This is a genomic window from Streptomyces sp. NPDC046900, assembly GCF_040644975.1.
Classification (GTDB): Bacteria; Actinomycetota; Actinomycetes; order Streptomycetales; family Streptomycetaceae; genus Streptomyces.
This window is the reverse complement of sequence record NZ_JBEYXD010000042.1, coordinates 21,491-36,095: the sequence shown is the minus strand read 5'-3', so window position 1 is coordinate 36,095 and position 14,605 is coordinate 21,491. Positions and strand designations below refer to the sequence as shown.

The 14,605-nt window shown below is 70.9% G+C and carries 13 protein-coding genes; 6 read left to right on the top strand and 7 right to left on the bottom strand.

The features are described from left to right. Window positions 1–70: 70 nt before the first annotated feature. Both ABZ904_RS31290 and ABZ904_RS31285 read left to right on the top strand, forming a co-directional pair. Window positions 71–1,498, top strand: coding sequence for a hypothetical protein (locus tag ABZ904_RS31290; protein WP_359392501.1), 1,428 nt, complete (start codon window positions 71–73; stop codon window positions 1,496–1,498). Window positions 1,499–1,815: 317 nt separating this feature from the next. After that, window positions 1,816–3,258 carry an alkaline phosphatase PhoX gene (locus tag ABZ904_RS31285; RefSeq protein ID WP_360996835.1) on the top strand — a complete coding sequence of 481 codons (1,443 nt, stop codon included), beginning with the start codon at window positions 1,816–1,818 and terminating at the stop codon, window positions 3,256–3,258. 97 nt (window positions 3,259–3,355) lie between these two features. On the opposite strand, the gene ABZ904_RS31280 is transcribed toward ABZ904_RS31285, so the two are convergent. The 7 genes from ABZ904_RS31280 to ABZ904_RS31250 form a co-directional block, all read right to left on the bottom strand. Beyond that, window positions 3,356–4,561 (bottom strand): TerD family protein, encoded by a 1,206-nt coding sequence (locus ABZ904_RS31280; RefSeq protein ID WP_359392577.1) that lies wholly within the window; start codon window positions 4,559–4,561, stop codon window positions 3,356–3,358. A gap of 92 nt (window positions 4,562–4,653) precedes the next feature. Beyond that, complete coding sequence (locus ABZ904_RS31275) at window positions 4,654–5,643, bottom strand: zinc-dependent alcohol dehydrogenase family protein (RefSeq protein WP_359392505.1); 990 nt, start codon at window positions 5,641–5,643, stop codon at window positions 4,654–4,656. Beyond that, window positions 5,640–6,512 (bottom strand): carbohydrate ABC transporter permease, encoded by an 873-nt coding sequence (locus ABZ904_RS31270; protein WP_359392507.1) that lies wholly within the window; start codon window positions 6,510–6,512, stop codon window positions 5,640–5,642. Before ABZ904_RS31270 ends, ABZ904_RS31275 begins: the two co-directional genes overlap by 4 nt. Then, window positions 6,509–7,453 carry a sugar ABC transporter permease gene (locus ABZ904_RS31265; RefSeq protein WP_360996926.1) on the bottom strand — a complete coding sequence of 315 codons (945 nt, stop codon included), beginning with the start codon at window positions 7,451–7,453 and terminating at the stop codon, window positions 6,509–6,511. The genes ABZ904_RS31270 and ABZ904_RS31265 overlap by 4 nt, the downstream gene beginning before the upstream one ends. Window positions 7,454–7,455: 2 nt before the next feature. Next, window positions 7,456–8,823: a sugar ABC transporter substrate-binding protein gene (locus tag ABZ904_RS31260; protein ID WP_360996832.1), complete on the bottom strand. Its 1,368-nt coding sequence runs from the start codon at window positions 8,821–8,823 to the stop codon at window positions 7,456–7,458. Window positions 8,824–8,980: 157 nt separating this feature from the next. Further along, complete coding sequence (locus ABZ904_RS31255) at window positions 8,981–9,751, bottom strand: DeoR/GlpR family DNA-binding transcription regulator (RefSeq protein ID WP_360996830.1); 771 nt, start codon at window positions 9,749–9,751, stop codon at window positions 8,981–8,983. A gap of 293 nt (window positions 9,752–10,044) precedes the next feature. Next, window positions 10,045–10,854 (bottom strand): NAD(P)-dependent oxidoreductase, encoded by an 810-nt coding sequence (locus ABZ904_RS31250; RefSeq protein ID WP_360996828.1) that lies wholly within the window; start codon window positions 10,852–10,854, stop codon window positions 10,045–10,047. Window positions 10,855–11,112: 258 nt separating this feature from the next. Between ABZ904_RS31250 and ABZ904_RS31245 the strand changes: the two genes are divergently transcribed. From ABZ904_RS31245 to ABZ904_RS31230, 4 genes are all read left to right on the top strand, one after another. Next, window positions 11,113–12,054 (top strand): 5-dehydro-4-deoxyglucarate dehydratase, encoded by a 942-nt coding sequence (locus tag ABZ904_RS31245; protein ID WP_359392515.1) that lies wholly within the window; start codon window positions 11,113–11,115, stop codon window positions 12,052–12,054. Then, window positions 12,051–13,214: a hypothetical protein gene (locus ABZ904_RS31240; protein WP_360996825.1), complete on the top strand. Its 1,164-nt coding sequence runs from the start codon at window positions 12,051–12,053 to the stop codon at window positions 13,212–13,214. The genes ABZ904_RS31245 and ABZ904_RS31240 overlap by 4 nt, the downstream gene beginning before the upstream one ends. A gap of 162 nt (window positions 13,215–13,376) precedes the next feature. Beyond that, window positions 13,377–13,796, top strand: a complete 420-nt coding sequence (locus tag ABZ904_RS31235) for a DUF6010 family protein (RefSeq protein WP_360996823.1) — start codon at window positions 13,377–13,379, stop codon at window positions 13,794–13,796. 87 nt (window positions 13,797–13,883) lie between these two features. Continuing rightward, complete coding sequence (locus tag ABZ904_RS31230) at window positions 13,884–14,471, top strand: TIGR03086 family metal-binding protein (RefSeq protein WP_360996821.1); 588 nt, start codon at window positions 13,884–13,886, stop codon at window positions 14,469–14,471. The last annotated feature ends 134 nt before the right edge of the window (window positions 14,472–14,605 follow it).

Sequence of the window (14,605 nt, the reverse complement as noted above, 5' to 3'; positions counted from 1 at the left end):
CCGTCTAGGCTGAGCGTGTGTTTCGGGGTGCCCTCTCGGTCACCACGTACGGTTCAAGGAGATCCAGCCGATGTCAGACAGCTCCCTCTTGCCGCCGGTCCGGCTGGCCTCCGAAGCGGAGCTCGCGCGGGACGCGCTCGCCACTCCGCTGCTCTCCCGGGCCGCCCGCCTGGCCCGCTGGGCGGGTCCCGACACCCGTGTCGGCGCCGGGGGCGAACTCGTGGAGGAGCAGCTGCCCGCCGCTGCCGAGGAACTGGGGCTCGGCGGCGAGGACGCCGCCGCCGAGGCCAGCGAGGCCTGGCGGGTCGCGGTCGACACCGGACTCGTCGAGATCGTCGACGAGGAGGAGGGAACGGTCGCCACGGGCGCCGACCTCGCACTGCTCACCGCCGGAAGCCCCGGCGACGTGCTCGGCGTCTGGCTCGGCGCCCTGGAGGCCGTGCTCGCCGACGCGAGCGTGCCCGACCTCGACGACTTCGTGGATGCCGTGGACGAGGACGGCCGGATCGACTTCTCGTCCCTCGACTGGGACCCGGAAGCGGAGGCCGAGTTCCTCGACGGGGTGCTGGCCAACCTCTATCTGCTCACGGTCAGCGAGGGCGGACCCGGCGACAGCCCGGTGCCGCTGCCCGCGCTCGCCGCGTCGATGATCGTGCCCGACGACATGGGCGAACCCACCAACGACGTGCTGGAACAGGTGTCGGACGCCATGATGCGGCTCGACGACCAGTTCCGGATCCTCCAGCCCATCGGACTCGTCGAGTTCCAGCCGGTCGACGAGGCACTGATGGCCGACCCCGACGAGGAGCCCGCGGCGCCCGTCGACGAGACCGACGTCAGCCGGTACGGGATGGTGCGGCTGACCCCGCTCGGCCTCTACGGGATGCGCGCCCGGCTGCTGGAGGCCGGGCTGACCGCGCCTGCGGTGGGGGAGCTGGCGGACAAGGGCGCCGACGCCCTGCTCGACAGCACGTCCGCGTTTCCGCCGGCGGCCGCTCAGGCCGAGACGGAGCAGTGGCTGGCGCGCCGTGATTCGCTCGCGGCCGCAAGGGAGTTGCTGGCCGCGGCACGCGGTTCGGACGCCGGTGCGCCACTGCGCCGGCTGCGCTGTCAGCAGGCGCTGTCCCTGGTCGGTCCGGAGGCGGAACCGGCGCTGCGCGAGGTGCTGGACGACGCGGAACTGGGCGGATTGGCGCGGGTCTGGCTCACCGAGCACGGCGCGGCGGACGTGCCCGCACCGACGGAGTCGCTGGTCTTCTGGCTGACCGTCGACACCGTCGCCGCGCAGTTGGCGGCCGAGGGCAACTCGGCGGAACTGCAGTCGCTGGTGGAGGGCCTGGCGGCGCAGCACAGCGGTTTCTTCGCCACGGCCTGGCGGGTCGACCACCCCGCCACCCCGGAGGTGCTGGAGGCGATGGGACGCCTGCACCCGGACAAGAAGGTGGCGAAGGAAGCCCGGAAGGCCGCGTTCAAGGCGCGGTCGCAGCAAGGGGGTTGAGCGGCACTCGTCCGCCGCGGTGAGGGGGAGGCCCCGCCGCGGCGGGCGATGGCGCCGCGCAGGACCCTCCGCACCGGGGGGTGACGAATCCTGCGGCCCGGACAGGCCGCCGTAACGGCAGGGACCGCTGTGTCCCTGCCGTTTCTTGGTCTGCGCAAGGCCCCTCCGGGAGAAGGACTTGGCGGATTCATGGAAGAGCGCTCTCCGGCGTCGGCTCCCGTTCAACCGGTGTTCAGGCGCGGACGGGAGCGTGTGCGCGCAACGAGGTCCGTCAGCAGCCACTCCCCGACCGACTCACTCCCCTCAAAGGAGACAGCATGTCGCTCACCCGCAGGGACTTCGCCGGACGATCCGCGCTCACCGGTGCCGGCGTCGCCCTGGCCGGCACCGTCGGCGCTCTCGCCACCGCCCCGGGCGCCCTCGCGTCCACCGACACCGAGACCGCGGACGGCCATGACGCGGACCGGCACGTCGGCGTCGGCTACGGACCGTTGATTCCCGACCCCAAGGGCACGCTCGCGCTGCCCGCCGGGTTCTCGTACCGCGTCATCACCTACAGCGGGAAGACCAAGCTGGAGTCGGGCGAGTTCACCCCCTCCAACCACGACGGCACCTCCACCTTCGACGGCCCGCGCGGCGCCACCCTGCTCGTCAACAACCACGAGCTCAAGGGTCCCCGGGCCGACTGGCAGTACCCGGTGCCGCTCACCGAGGGCCTCGTCTACGACCCGGCCGCGTCCGGCGGCTGCACCGTCGTCGAGGTGCGCCACGACAAGGTCGCCGAATGGGTCGGCATCGCCGGCACGTCGACCAACTGCGCGGGCGGCAACACCCCCTGGGGGACCTGGCTCACCTGCGAGGAGATCGAGGACAGGGCCGGCCAGAGCGGCATGACCAAGGACCACGGCTATGTCTTCGAGGTCGACCCCGAGGACCGCCGGGCCAACCGCGACCCCAAGCCCGTCAAGGCGCTGGGCCGCTACGCCCACGAGGCCGTCGTCGTCGACCCCAAGCGCGGTCACCTCTACCTGACCGAGGACGCCTCCGGCCCCAACGGCCTGCTGTACCGCTGGACCCCGCCGGAGGGCTTCTGCCACGGCCGGGGCAAGCTGCGCACCCTGGCGGACGACGCGGGCCGTCTCCAGGCCTTCAAGTGCTTCGACTCCGGCGGCCGGTACGTGGACGACCTCTCCCGCGCCACGAAGATCGGCACGGTGTACGGCGTCGATTGGGTGGACGTCCCGGACCGCGACGCGAAGTCGGTCTCGGTGCGCAAGCAGTTCGCCGCCGGCCAGGTCACCCGCGCCCGCAAGCTGGAGGGCATGTGGTGGGGCGACGGTGGCACCTACATCGTCTCCTCCTACGCCCGCGAGGAAAGCCCGGTCCAGCACGACGGCCAGGTCTGGTTCTACGACCCGAAGCGCCGGACGCTGACGCTGAAGGTCCTGCTCGGCGTGAACCCCGACCCGTCGAAGGACGGCAACTTCGACGGCCCCGACAACATCACCGTCTCGCCGTACGGCGGCCTGGTCCTCGCCGAGGACGGCGAGGGCGTCCAGCACCTCTTCGGCGCCACCGACAGCGGCCGGACGTACCCGATCGCGCGCAACGAACTGAACATCGGCACCGAAGCGGAGCCGGAGTACAGCGAGTTCACCGGCGTCACCTTCTCGCCCGACGGGAAGACCCTGTTCGCCAACATCCAGGATCCCGGCATCATGCTCGCCATCACCGGGCCCTGGAAGCGTCAGCGGCGCTAGAACCGAGGATCACGCGTACGGGCGAGTCGGTCCGCATACGCCATCGCCGTGTCTGCGGGGCCCCGGCCGAGGGGCCCCGCAGGTGTCGTACGGCTGCCTACAGCGACTGGGCCGCCGGCTTCACCATGTTCCGCACGGTGCGGGCCTTGACGAACTCGCCCATGGCCGTCATCTCCCACTCGCCCGAGAACTGCCGGATGAGCTTGGCCATCATGACGCCCGTCTGCGGCTCGGCGTTCGTGAGGTCGAAGCGGACCAGCTCCTGGTCGGTCGCGGCGTCCACCAGGCGGCAGTAGGCCTTGGCGACCTCCGAGAACTTCTGCCCGGAGAAGGAGTTCACGGTGAAGACCAGGCCGGTGACCTCCTGGGGAATGCGGCCGAGGTCGACCACGATGACCTCGTCGTCGCCTCCGCCCTCACCGGTGAGGTTGTCGCCGGAGTGCTTGATCGCTCCGTTGAGAATGGTCAGCTTGCCGAAGTAGCAGCTGTCGATGTGGTTGCGCTGCGGGCCGTACGCGATGACCGACGCGTCCAGGTCGATGTCCTTGCCCCGGAAGGCGGGCTCCCAGCCCAGGCCCATCTTGACCTGGGAGAGCAGCGGGCGGCCGCCCTTGACGAGGGAGACCGTCTGGTTCTTCTGGAGGCTGACGCGGCCCTTGTCGAGGTTGATCTTCCCTGCGCCGGGGGCCGGCGCGGGCGGGGCCGGGGGAGCGGCGGGCGCCGGGGGAGCGGCCAGGGTCGGCGCCGGCGGGGCGGCGGGCGGCTGCATCGCGGGCATGGGCGGGGCGGCGGGCTGAGCGGGTGCGGCCGGCTCCTCCACCGTGACGCCGAAGTCGGTGGCGATGCCCGCCAGACCGTCGGCGTACCCCTGGCCGACGGCGCGGGCCTTCCAGGCGCCGCCCCGGAGATAGACCTCCACGACGACCAGGGCCGTCTCCGCGCCGAGCTGCGGCGGCGTGAACGTGCCCAGCACGGAGTTGTCGTCGGCGTTGCGGATGGTGGCCGTCGGCTCGATGCCCTGGAAGGTCTGACCCGCGGCGTCGGGGCTCGCCGTGACGACGATCTTCTCGATGCCCGGGGGCACCGAGGCGGTGTCGACCGTGATCGAGTCGGGGCTGGTGCCGCCGCCGGAGCGGTACATGACGCCCGGGCCCGAAGGCTGGTTGTAGAAGATGAAGTCGTCGTCGGAGCGCACCTTGCCGTCGGCGGTGAGCAGCAGGGCCGACACGTCGAGCCGCACCGGGGCGGCGACGTCGACCGTCACACGGGTGGCTCCGAGCGGGATGTTCGAGCCGGGGGTCATAGCTGTCATGGCGGGTGAACGAACGAGACCGCTTTACCGTTCCCTTACCCATGGGGCCACATGGGTGACGACCAGGCCCCCGGCCCGGACCGCTAAGGCACCACGACGATCTTGCGCCCCACGCCCGCCGCGAACTGCTCCAGCGCCTGCGGGTAGCGCTCCAGCGGAATCCGGTCGCTGATGAACACCTCCGGATCGAGCACACCGCCCGCGAACAGCTCCGCCGCCCGCTCGAAGCTGTGCAGCACCGCCATGGAACCGGTGATCGTGATCTCCTGGTTGTAGATCCGGTACGGGTCGATCTCGACCCGTGTGGCGTAGTCCGCCACCCCGAACTGCAGGAAGGTGCCGGCCTTCGCCACCCGCCCCAGGCCGTCCTGGATCGCCGCCGCGTTGCCCGTGGCGTCCACGACCAGGTCCCAGCCCTGCGGACGGTCCAGTTCGTCCGGGCTCGCCGCGGACCCCGTCACGCCGAGCCCTCGTGCGGTCTCCAGACGGGTCGGGTTCACGTCCACCACGTCCACGCTCGCCGCGCCCGTCCGCTTGGCCAGCTCCAGCATCATCAGGCCCATCGTTCCGGAGCCGTAGATCAGGACGTGGGCGCCGAGGCGGGACTGCAGGACGTCGTAGCCGCGCACCGCGCACGACAGAGGCTCGATCAGCGCCGCGTCCTCGGTGCGCACGTGCTCGGGGAGCTTCACGCAGTTGGCGACGGGCGCCACCGCGTACTGCGCCGCCCCGCCGGCCGTCGTCACGCCGATGGCCGCCCACCGCTCACAGAGGTTGTTGTGGCCCGTACGGCAGTACCGGCACTCGAAGCAGTACAGGGACGGGTCCACGGCCACCCGGTCGCCGACCGACACCTCGGTGACCTGGGCGCCCACCCCGACCACCTCGCCGGCGAACTCGTGGCCGGGCACGATCGGCAGTTTGGGGGCGAACTCGCCCTGGAGGATGTGCAGATCCGTACCGCACAGGCCGCAGGCCGCGACCTCGACGACGACCTCGCGGGGCCTTGGCGTCGGGTCCGGGACCTCGGAGACGACGGCGCGGCCCACGGACTCGATGACGGCGGCCTTCATTTCACGGCTCCCAACGACAGGCCCTGGACCAGCTTGTCCTGGGCGGCGAACCCCGCGGCGAGCACCGGCAGGGAGATGACGAGCGACGCGGCGCACACCTTCGCCAGGAACAGGCCCTGGCTGGTGATGAAGCCGGTCAGGAAGACGGGGGCGGTCTCGGCGACCACGCCCGTGAGCACCCGGGCGAAAAGCAGCTCGTTCCAGCTGAAGATGAAGCAGATCAGGGCCGTGGCGGCGATGCCGGGCAGGGCGATGGGGGCCACCACGCGCCGGAGGACGGTCGGCAGCCGGGCGCCGTCGATCTGCGCCGCCTCGATGATCGCGACCGGCACCTCGGAGAGGAAGGACTGCATCATCCACACGGCGATCGGCAGATTCATCGCGGTGTAGATGATCACCAGTGCCCAGACGTTGTCGAGCAGGCCGGTGTTCTTGGCGAACAGGTACACGGGCAGCAGACCGGCCACGGCCGGCAGCATCTTGGTGGACAGGAAGAAGAACAGGACGTCGGTCCACTTCTTCACCGGACGGATCGACAGGGCGTAGGCCGCCGGGAGCGCCAGCAGCAGTACGCACACGGTGGAGGCCACCGAGGCGGTGGTCGAGTTGATCAGCGAGGGCCAGGGGCTCGCGCCCCCGTCCAGGCCGAAGAACTCCCGGTAGCTCTGGAAGGTGAGCGACGCGGCCACCGAGGGCGGATTGGTGGCCGCGTCCGCTTCGGAGTGGAAGGAGGTCAGGGCCATCCAGAGGATGGGCAGGGCGAACAGGACACCCGCCAGCCAGGCGACCAGGCCCAGCGCGGCCCCCTTGGTGGAACGCCTGCGCCGGGTGCGCGTCTGCGCCGGGGCGCCGGTCACTGCGGTGGTCATGCGCGGGACACCTCCTCCCGGAAGAGCGACGACACGACGCGCAGCGCGAAGGTCGCGATGATGATCGAGCCGATGACCACGAGCACACCGGCCGCCGAGGCCAGGCCGTTCTCGTGCGCCTGGTAGAAGGTCTGGTAGACGGTGTACGGGAGGTTCGCCGTCCCGAGGCCGCCGGCGGTGATCGTGTACACCGCGTCGAAGTTCTGCACGATGTAGATCGAGCCGAGCAGCACGCCCAGCTCCAGATAGCGGCGCAGGTGCGGCAGGGTGATGTGGACGAACACCTGCCAGTCGCTCGCGCCGTCCATCCGCGCCGCCTCCACCAGTTCGGGGTCACGGCTCTGCAGCCCGGCGAGCAGGATCAGCATCATGAACGGCGTCCACTGCCAGATCAACGACGCCTCGACCGCCGACAGCGGCATGTCCGAGATCCAGTCCGGCTGTGGCGCGCTGTCGCCGCCGATCCAGTGCAGCAGGCCGTTGAACAGGCCGTACTCGGGGTTGTAGAGGACGTGCTTCCACAACAGGGCGGCCGCGATGGGGACCACCAGGAACGGTGCGATCAGCATGGTGCGCACCGCTCCCCGGCCCGGGAACCTGCGGTCGAGCAGCAGGGCGAGCAGCAGGCCGATCACCAGGCTGATCAGCACCACGGTGACGGTGAGCAGCACGGTCGTCCACACCGATTTGCGCAGCTCCGGAGTGGTGAGGACATCGGAGTAGTTGCCGAGCCCGGCGAAGTGACGGTCCTTCGGATACAGGGCGTTCCAGTCGAAGAACGAGATCACCAGGGTCGCCACGAACGGGAGCTGGGTCACGAGGATCATGAAGATCAGTGCGGGCAGCAGCGGGGCGCGTGTGGCCCAGGCCCGCAGTCGGTTCGGCGGCCGGGCCGTCCGCGGCTGAGCCGCGGCGACCCGGGCGGTGGTGGTGGCGGTCATCATCACCGGTACTTCTTCGCGACCGTCTCGGCGAGCGACTGGGACTTCTTCAGGGCGCTGTCGACGGACTCCCGTCCGGCGACGGCCGCGCTGATCTCCTGGGAGACCTTGGTCCCCAGATCGGTGAACTCGGGGATGCCGACGAACTGGATGCCGGGCGCGGGCCGCGGCTGGACTCCCGGGTTGTCCGGCTGCGCCGAGGCGATCGCGTCCCGGGTCACGTCCGCGAAGGCCCCGGCCTCCTTCCGGTACTCCGGGATGTCATAGGTGGAGGTGCGCTTGCCCGCCGGGACGTTGGCCCAGCCGTCGGTCTTGCCGACCAGCTGCTCGTAGTCCTTGCTGGACGCCCAGGAGATGAACTTCCAAGCGTCGTCGGGGTTCTTGGAGGCCTTCTGGATGCCCCAGGCCCATGTGTACAGCCACCCGGAGCTCTTCGTCTTCTCCACCGGCGCCGGGACATAGCCGATCTTGCCCTTCACCGGAGAGCCGGTCGCCTCCAGGGATCCGGCACCGGAGGTCGCGTCGTACCACATCGCGGACTTGCCCTGCGTCATGTTGTTGAGGCATTCCGCGAAACCGGACTGGGCGGCGCCCGACTCGCCGTGCTTGCGCACCAGGTCGACGTAGAACTGCGTCGCCTGCTTGAACTCCTTCGAGTCCAGGCCCGGCGTCCAGTCCTTGTCGAACCAGGTGCCACCGAAGGTGTTGACCACGGTGGTCAGCGGAGCCAGCATCTCGCCCCACCCCGGCAGACCGCGCAGGCAGATGCCCTTCATACCGGGCTCGGCCCCGTCCGCCTTGGCCGCGAGATCCGCCACCTGCTGCCAGGTGGGGTGCGCGGGCATGGTGAGCCCCTTCTTCTGGAAGACGTCCTTGCGGTACATCAGGAACGACGACTCCCCGTAGAAGGGCTCGCCGTAGAGCTTGCCGTCCGCCGCGGTGAGGGACGTCCGCATCGGCGCCAGGATGTCCTCCTGGTCGAAGCCCTTGTCCTTGCCTACGTACGAGTCCAGTGCGTGCAGCCAGTTGTTCTTGGCGTAGATCGGTATCTCGTAGTTGCTCAGGGTGGCGACGTCGTACTGACCCGCCTGGTTGGCGAAGTCCTGGCTGATCTTGTCCCTGACGTCGTTCTCCGGCAGGACGGTGAAGTTGACCTTGATGCCGGTGTCCTTGGTGAAGTTGGCGGCGGTGAGTTTCTGCAGCTCCACCATCTGCGGGTTGTTCACCATCAGGACGTTGATGGAGTGGGCGGAGGATCCGCCCCCGGCGCCGCCGGCGCCCGAGCAGCCGGCGAGGAGTGGGGTGATCAGCGTTCCTGCGGCGGCCACGGCAAACACGGTGCGTGGCGTTCGTCGGCTCTGGGTTCGCATGAGGTTGGCTCCTGATCCCTGCTAGATCCTGAAAGCGGAACTCGACTGCTGAACGGCGTGGGGATGTGCGTGGTCCGCCGTACGGCTCGCCGGGCGACCGGCGGACGGACGGATACCGAAGAGTTGTGCGGTTGTCGGAGGGGCGGCTGCGGATCCGTCAGACCCGGATGACCTGAGGTCCCTGCAGCGAGTAGCGGTGGGCTTCGGAGGCCGGCAGCAGCGTGCTCGTGACGATCGCCTCCAGGTCGCCGACCTCGGCGAACCGGCAGAAGCTCACTGCCCCGAACTTGGTGTACACGCCCGCGAAGACGGTGCGGCGGGAGGCGCGGAGCGCCTGTGCCTTGACCTCGCTCACCGCCGGGTCGGGCGTGGTCAGCCCGTGCTCCCGGGAGATGCCGTTGGCACCGATGTAGGCCAGATCGATGACGAATCCCGCCAGCATCTTCGTCGTCCAGTGGTCGACGGTGGCGAGGGTGCCGGGTCTGACCCGGCCGCCCAGCAGCAGGACGGTCGTGTTCTCGGCTTCCGCCAGCGCGCCCGCGGTGGCCAGGGACGCGGTGACCACGGTCAGCGGCCGGTCCCGGGGCAGCGCCTCCGCTATGAGCTGCGGGGTGAACCCCTCGTCCACGAAGACGGTCTCGGCGTCCCCGAGCAGCTCGGCCGCGGCGGCCGCGATCCGGCGTTTCTCCGGCACGTGGCTGGTGGCGCGGAACGCGAGGGTCGTCTCGAAGCCCGCGCTCTCGACGGGATAGGCGCCGCCGTGCGTCCTGCGCACCAGCCCGTGGTCCTCCAGGGCGCGCAGATCGCGTCGTACGGTCTCCTTGGCCACGCCCAGTTCGGCGGCGAGCGTGGTGACGTCGACCGAACCCGTGCGGCGGGCGGCCTTGACGATCTCGCGCTGTCGTTCCTCCGCGGTCTTCACCGTCATCGCCGTCACCTGCCTTCCGTGCCGTGTTTCTGGCTCGTTCCCGTCGGGGTGCACGAACCGGTGGTGCCCGTTCGGGCCCGGTGGGGCCCATGGGGGAAGTTCTACAGCCGGTGCGCGGCGGTGACCAGGCCTGTTGCGGGCCCGAGTGTGCCCGATCCTGCCCGTATGGCCAAGCGGAAGCCCGTCTCGGACCTGCGGTGGAGCGGGGCGTCCGGTGGGAACGGGCAGCCTCCGTGCCCGAAAAGCGGAGCGGGCGGGCCCGTTCGGTGCCCGCCCGCCCTCGGTGCGTGTCGTCAGTGGGGCCAGATCGGCGGGTCCGTGACGAAGTGACCGCCCAGGTATGCATGGGCCGGATTGCCCGGCTCCAGCTCGCCCTGCTCGGCGACGAGCTTGTCGGCGTAGGGCTCGGAGTCGTCCTGCGGTTCGTAGCCGAGGGCCCTGGCGGTCGTCAGATCCCACCACAGACGGGTGTTGGCGGAGGAGCCGTAGACGACGGTGTGCCCGACGCCTTCGGCGGTCAGGGCGGCGTGGAAGAGGCGGGCGCCGTCCTGCGGGCTCATCCAGATGGAGAGCATGCGGACGCTGGTCGGCTCCGGGAAGCAGGAGCCGATGCGCACGGAGACCGTCTCCAGGCCGTGCTTGTCCCAGTAGAGCTGGGCGAGGTCCTCGCCGAAGGACTTGGACAGTCCGTAGAAGGTGTCGGGCCGGCGCGGGGTGTCGATCGGGATCAGCGGGTCGTCGCCCTCGGGGCGCGGGGTGAAGCCGACCGCGTGGTTGGAGGAGGCGAACACGATCCGGCGCACGCCCTCCTCGCGCGCCGCCTCGTACAGGTTGTACGTGCCTTCGATGTTCGCCTTCAGGATCTTGTCGAACGCGGACTCCAGGGAGATGCCCGCGAGGTGGATGATCGCGTCGACCCCGCGCACGGCCTCGCGCAGGGCCTCCCGGTCCGCGAGATCGGCGTTGATCGCGTCCGGTGCCCCCCCGACCGGCCTCATGTCCAGGAGCCGCAGCTCGTAGCCGTACCCGGGCAGCAGCCCCCGCATCAGGGTGCCGAGTCCGCCGGCGGCGCCGGTGAGCAGAACGGTGCGGGGAGCAGGCATCCTCGTCTCTCCTTGTGGAGTCGGCGGCTGCATTCGTGTACAGCATTCACATCCGTGGACACGCTACGGAGCGTCCACGTGACCCGTCAAGTGTGACGCCGCGGGGCGAAATCCGCGCCTGAGTTGCCCGTTTGTGCGCTTGACCGGCCTTGAGGTGGCGGCTTAGCGTGGTCGCGTTCAGAAATATGGACATGGATCAGAAACGTGCACTGTGCGGCACCTGGTCCGCGTGTGCGCGCCTGTTTCAAGGGAGAGCCCGTGACGTCAGCCCCTCTTGCCGCTCGACTCAGCATCCCCAGCGGGCCGCTGTTCTTCCCCGTGACCGCCTACGGGCCCGACGGCTCGATCGCTCTCGACGTCTACCGCGAGCATGTGCGCAAGGGTGTGGAGGCGGGCGCCGCCGCCGTCTTCGCGTGCTGCGGCACGGGCGAGTTCCACGCGCTCACGCCCGAGGAGTTCGAGGCGTGCGTGCGCGCGGCCGTCGAGGCGGTGGACGGGCGGGTTCCGGTCCTGGCGGGTGCGGGATACGGGACCGCGCTCGCCGTGCGCTACGCGAGGCTCGCCGAAGAGGCGGGGGCTGACGGACTGCTCGCCATGCCGCCCTACCTGGTGGTGGCCGGGCAGGAGGGGCTGCTGCGGCACTACCGGGAGCTGGCCGCGGCGACCTCGCTGCCGACCATCGTCTACCAGCGTGACAACGCCGTCTTCACGCCCGGGACGGTGGTCGAACTGGCGCGCACGGACGGCATCCTCGGTTTCAAGGACGGGCTCGGCGACCTCGATCTGATGCAGCGCGTCGTCAGCGCGGTACGGACCGAGGTCCCCGGTGACTTCCTGTACTTCAACGGACTGCCGACCGCCGAGCAGACCCAGCTCGCCTACCGGGGCATCGGCATCACGCTGTACTCGTCCGCCGTCTTCTGCTTCGTTCCGGAGATCGCCCTGGCCTTCCACAAGGCGCTGGGCGCCGGCGACGACGCCACCGTCCACCGGCTGCTGGACGGCTTCTACCGCCCGTTCGTCGAACTGCGCGCCCAGGGCCGCGGCTACGCCGTCTCGCTCGTCAAGGCGGGCGTCAGGCTGCGCGGCCTCGACGTGGGCGAGGTACGGCCGCCGCTGCACGAACCCTCCGAGGACCACGTCAAACAGCTCGCCGCGCTGATCGACCGTGGGTACGAGCTGCTGCGGGAGGGCGCGTGAGGGCCTCGGCCTTCCTCTACCCCTGGGACGTGAACGGAGATCCCGGGGCGGGGGACCGCATGGCCGCCCTGGGCGTCCGCCACGCCACGCTCGCATCCGCCTACCACTCCACGCGCGCGCTCACGCCCCGGCACCCGCGGCACCGCATCGTGACGGCCCGCCATGCCGCCGTGCTCTACCCGACGGACGCACGCTGGACCGGCCGCGCCCTGCGGCCCTACCCGGCCGGGGACTGGGCCCCGGGCGACGCGTTCGGCGAGGGTGCCGAGGCGCTCGCCGCCGCCGGGCTCGAGGTGCACACCTGGGTCGTGCTCGCGCACAACTCCCGCCTCGGCGAGGAGCATCCGGGGACCTCGGTGGTCAACGCCTATGGCGACCACTACCCGTGGGCGCCGTGCATCGCACAGCCCGGCACACGCGCCTACCTGGTCGACCTCGCGGCCGAGGCGGCCGTACGGCCGGGGGCTCACGGCACCGAACTGGAGTCGCTCGGCTGGTACGGCCTGGCCCATCTGCACGCGCACGACAAGACCGGAGGGGTGGGGCTCGGGGACGCCGGGCAGTACCTGATGTCGCTGTGCTTCTGCGCAAGCTGCCGGGCGGGGTACGGGGCGCAGGGCCTGGACGCAGGGGAACTGGCCGCCGCGGTACGGGCCGCGCTGGAGCCGGTGTGGCGTGGCGCGCCCTCGGGCGGAGGCTGGGCGGGCGTCGAGAGACTCCTCGGCGAGACCGAGGCGGCAGCCACCCGCGCGTGGCGCGACGAGACCGCCCGCACGCTCCAGGAGGCGGCGGTGGCCGCGGTCCGCGCGGCCGCACCCGACGGCTTCCGGGTGCTGCTGCACGCCGACCCGGTGTCGTACCACTGCGGGGCGAACGCGGGCGTCGATCCCGCGCACATCCTGTCCGTCGCCGACGGCGTGGTGGTGCCCTGCACGGGCGGCGCACGTCTGCTGAGGCCGTTCGCCGGGCAGGGCCGGGAGCGATCCGTCCTCGCGGCCAACTTCACCGTGGTCTCCGCGATGGGCGGCAGCCCGGGGACGCTGGAGCGGGACGCGCGGGAGGCGGCGGAGTCGGGCGCGACGGAACTGCGGCTCTATCACGCCGGGCTGGCCTCCGACGAGGACCTGGCGGCCGTACGGGGGGCACTCGCCGCGCTCTGAGCGAGGACGTGGCGGTCACCGGGCGCGGCGGAGGGCGGGACGGAAATCCGTCGGAACGTGTCAGTAATGCCTCTGGGGCGTGTGCGGACGTGGTCCTGGCGTGGTGAGCCGTTCCCGCGCCGGCCGGTCGCGTCGCCCGTACGACCTCAGGAAGGCATCCCCATGCAGTACCTCGCGCCCGTAGGCATCGGCGTCCTCTACGTGTTCCTCATGTCCCTCCTGCGCGAACCGCGCCGGCGGCGCGTCAACGCGGTGATGGTGGCCGGAGCGGGGGCCGCCTACCTCAGCGGCGGCGGCCTGGGCGGCTGGGAGTTCGCGTTCACCGCGCTCGCCACCTACGTCGCCTACCGCGGTCTGGAGTCATGGACGTTCATCGGCATCGGCTGGCTGCTGCACACCGCGTGGGACGTCGTGCACCATCTCAAGGGCAACCCCATCGTGCCCTTCGCCCACAACTCGTCCCTGGGATGCGCGATCTGCGACCCGGTGATCGCTCTGTGGTGCCTGCGGCGAGGGCCGTCGCTGCGCGAGCTCGTGCGTAGGGAGCGGCCGGTCGCGGTCCGGGACCGGACGGCAGCCTGACACGCGTCCCGGTCCAGGTGTACGGCCGATGAGTTTCGCGGCCGCCGCCGGTCCACCTCATCGAAGGAGAAGAATGAGGAGGACGAGATGATCGACAAGATGTTCGACCTGGGTCCGCAGACCCGGATCGTGGCCCGGCTCGCGGCCGGGGTGCGCGAGGAGCAGCTCGCGGACACCACGCCCTGCCCCGGATGGACGGTGCGCACCCTGCTGGGCCATCTCCTCGGGCTGGCCACCGCCTTCCGGGACGCCGGGCGCAAGGACCTCGGAGCCACCACGGACACGAACCCGGGCGCCTCGCTGCCGGACATCGGGCCCGGCTGGCGCGAGGAACTGCCCGCCGTGCTCGACGAACTGGCCGAGGTGTGGCGCGATCCGGAGGCCTGGACCGGGGCGACCCGGGCGGGCGGAGTGACCCTGCCGGGCGCGGTCGCGGGCGCTGTCGCGGCCGACGAGCTGGTGATCCACGGCTGGGACCTGGCACGGGCCACCGGCCAGGAGTACGAGCCGGACATGACGGCACTGCTCGCGTCGTACGGCTTCCTGACCGCCGCGGCCGACGACCCGAGCCGCGGCGACGGCCTGTTCGGCCCGGTCGTGCCCGTCCCTGCCGACACTCCGCTGCTCGACCGGGCGATCGGCCTCAGCGGGCGCGATCCCGAGTGGAAGCCGTAGGGCGCCGCGACTTCCGGCATTCCGGCCCCTGAACCGGGAGCCTCGACTTTCCTCTGTCCGAAGCGTTGACCAACCCCGTGCGCGCTCCTACCTTCGTCGCGTCGTACTTCGTACGTCATATATGAGACGCGATA

Coding starts and splice junctions, on each gene's coding strand:
- ABZ904_RS31290 (WP_359392501.1), top strand. CDS start 71: ATGTCAGACAGCTCCCTCTTGCCGCCGGTCCGGCTGGCCTCCGAAGCG.
- ABZ904_RS31285 (WP_360996835.1), top strand. CDS start 1,816: ATGTCGCTCACCCGCAGGGACTTCGCCGGACGATCCGCGCTCACCGGT.
- ABZ904_RS31280 (WP_359392577.1), bottom strand. CDS start 4,561: ATGACCCCCGGCTCGAACATCCCGCTCGGAGCCACCCGTGTGACGGTC.
- ABZ904_RS31275 (WP_359392505.1), bottom strand. CDS start 5,643: ATGAAGGCCGCCGTCATCGAGTCCGTGGGCCGCGCCGTCGTCTCCGAG.
- ABZ904_RS31270 (WP_359392507.1), bottom strand. CDS start 6,512: ATGACCACCGCAGTGACCGGCGCCCCGGCGCAGACGCGCACCCGGCGC.
- ABZ904_RS31265 (WP_360996926.1), bottom strand. CDS start 7,453: ATGACCGCCACCACCACCGCCCGGGTCGCCGCGGCTCAGCCGCGGACG.
- ABZ904_RS31260 (WP_360996832.1), bottom strand. CDS start 8,823: ATGCGAACCCAGAGCCGACGAACGCCACGCACCGTGTTTGCCGTGGCC.
- ABZ904_RS31255 (WP_360996830.1), bottom strand. CDS start 9,751: ATGACGGTGAAGACCGCGGAGGAACGACAGCGCGAGATCGTCAAGGCC.
- ABZ904_RS31250 (WP_360996828.1), bottom strand. CDS start 10,854: ATGCCTGCTCCCCGCACCGTTCTGCTCACCGGCGCCGCCGGCGGACTC.
- ABZ904_RS31235 (WP_360996823.1), top strand. CDS start 13,377: ATGCAGTACCTCGCGCCCGTAGGCATCGGCGTCCTCTACGTGTTCCTC.
- ABZ904_RS31230 (WP_360996821.1), top strand. CDS start 13,884: ATGATCGACAAGATGTTCGACCTGGGTCCGCAGACCCGGATCGTGGCC.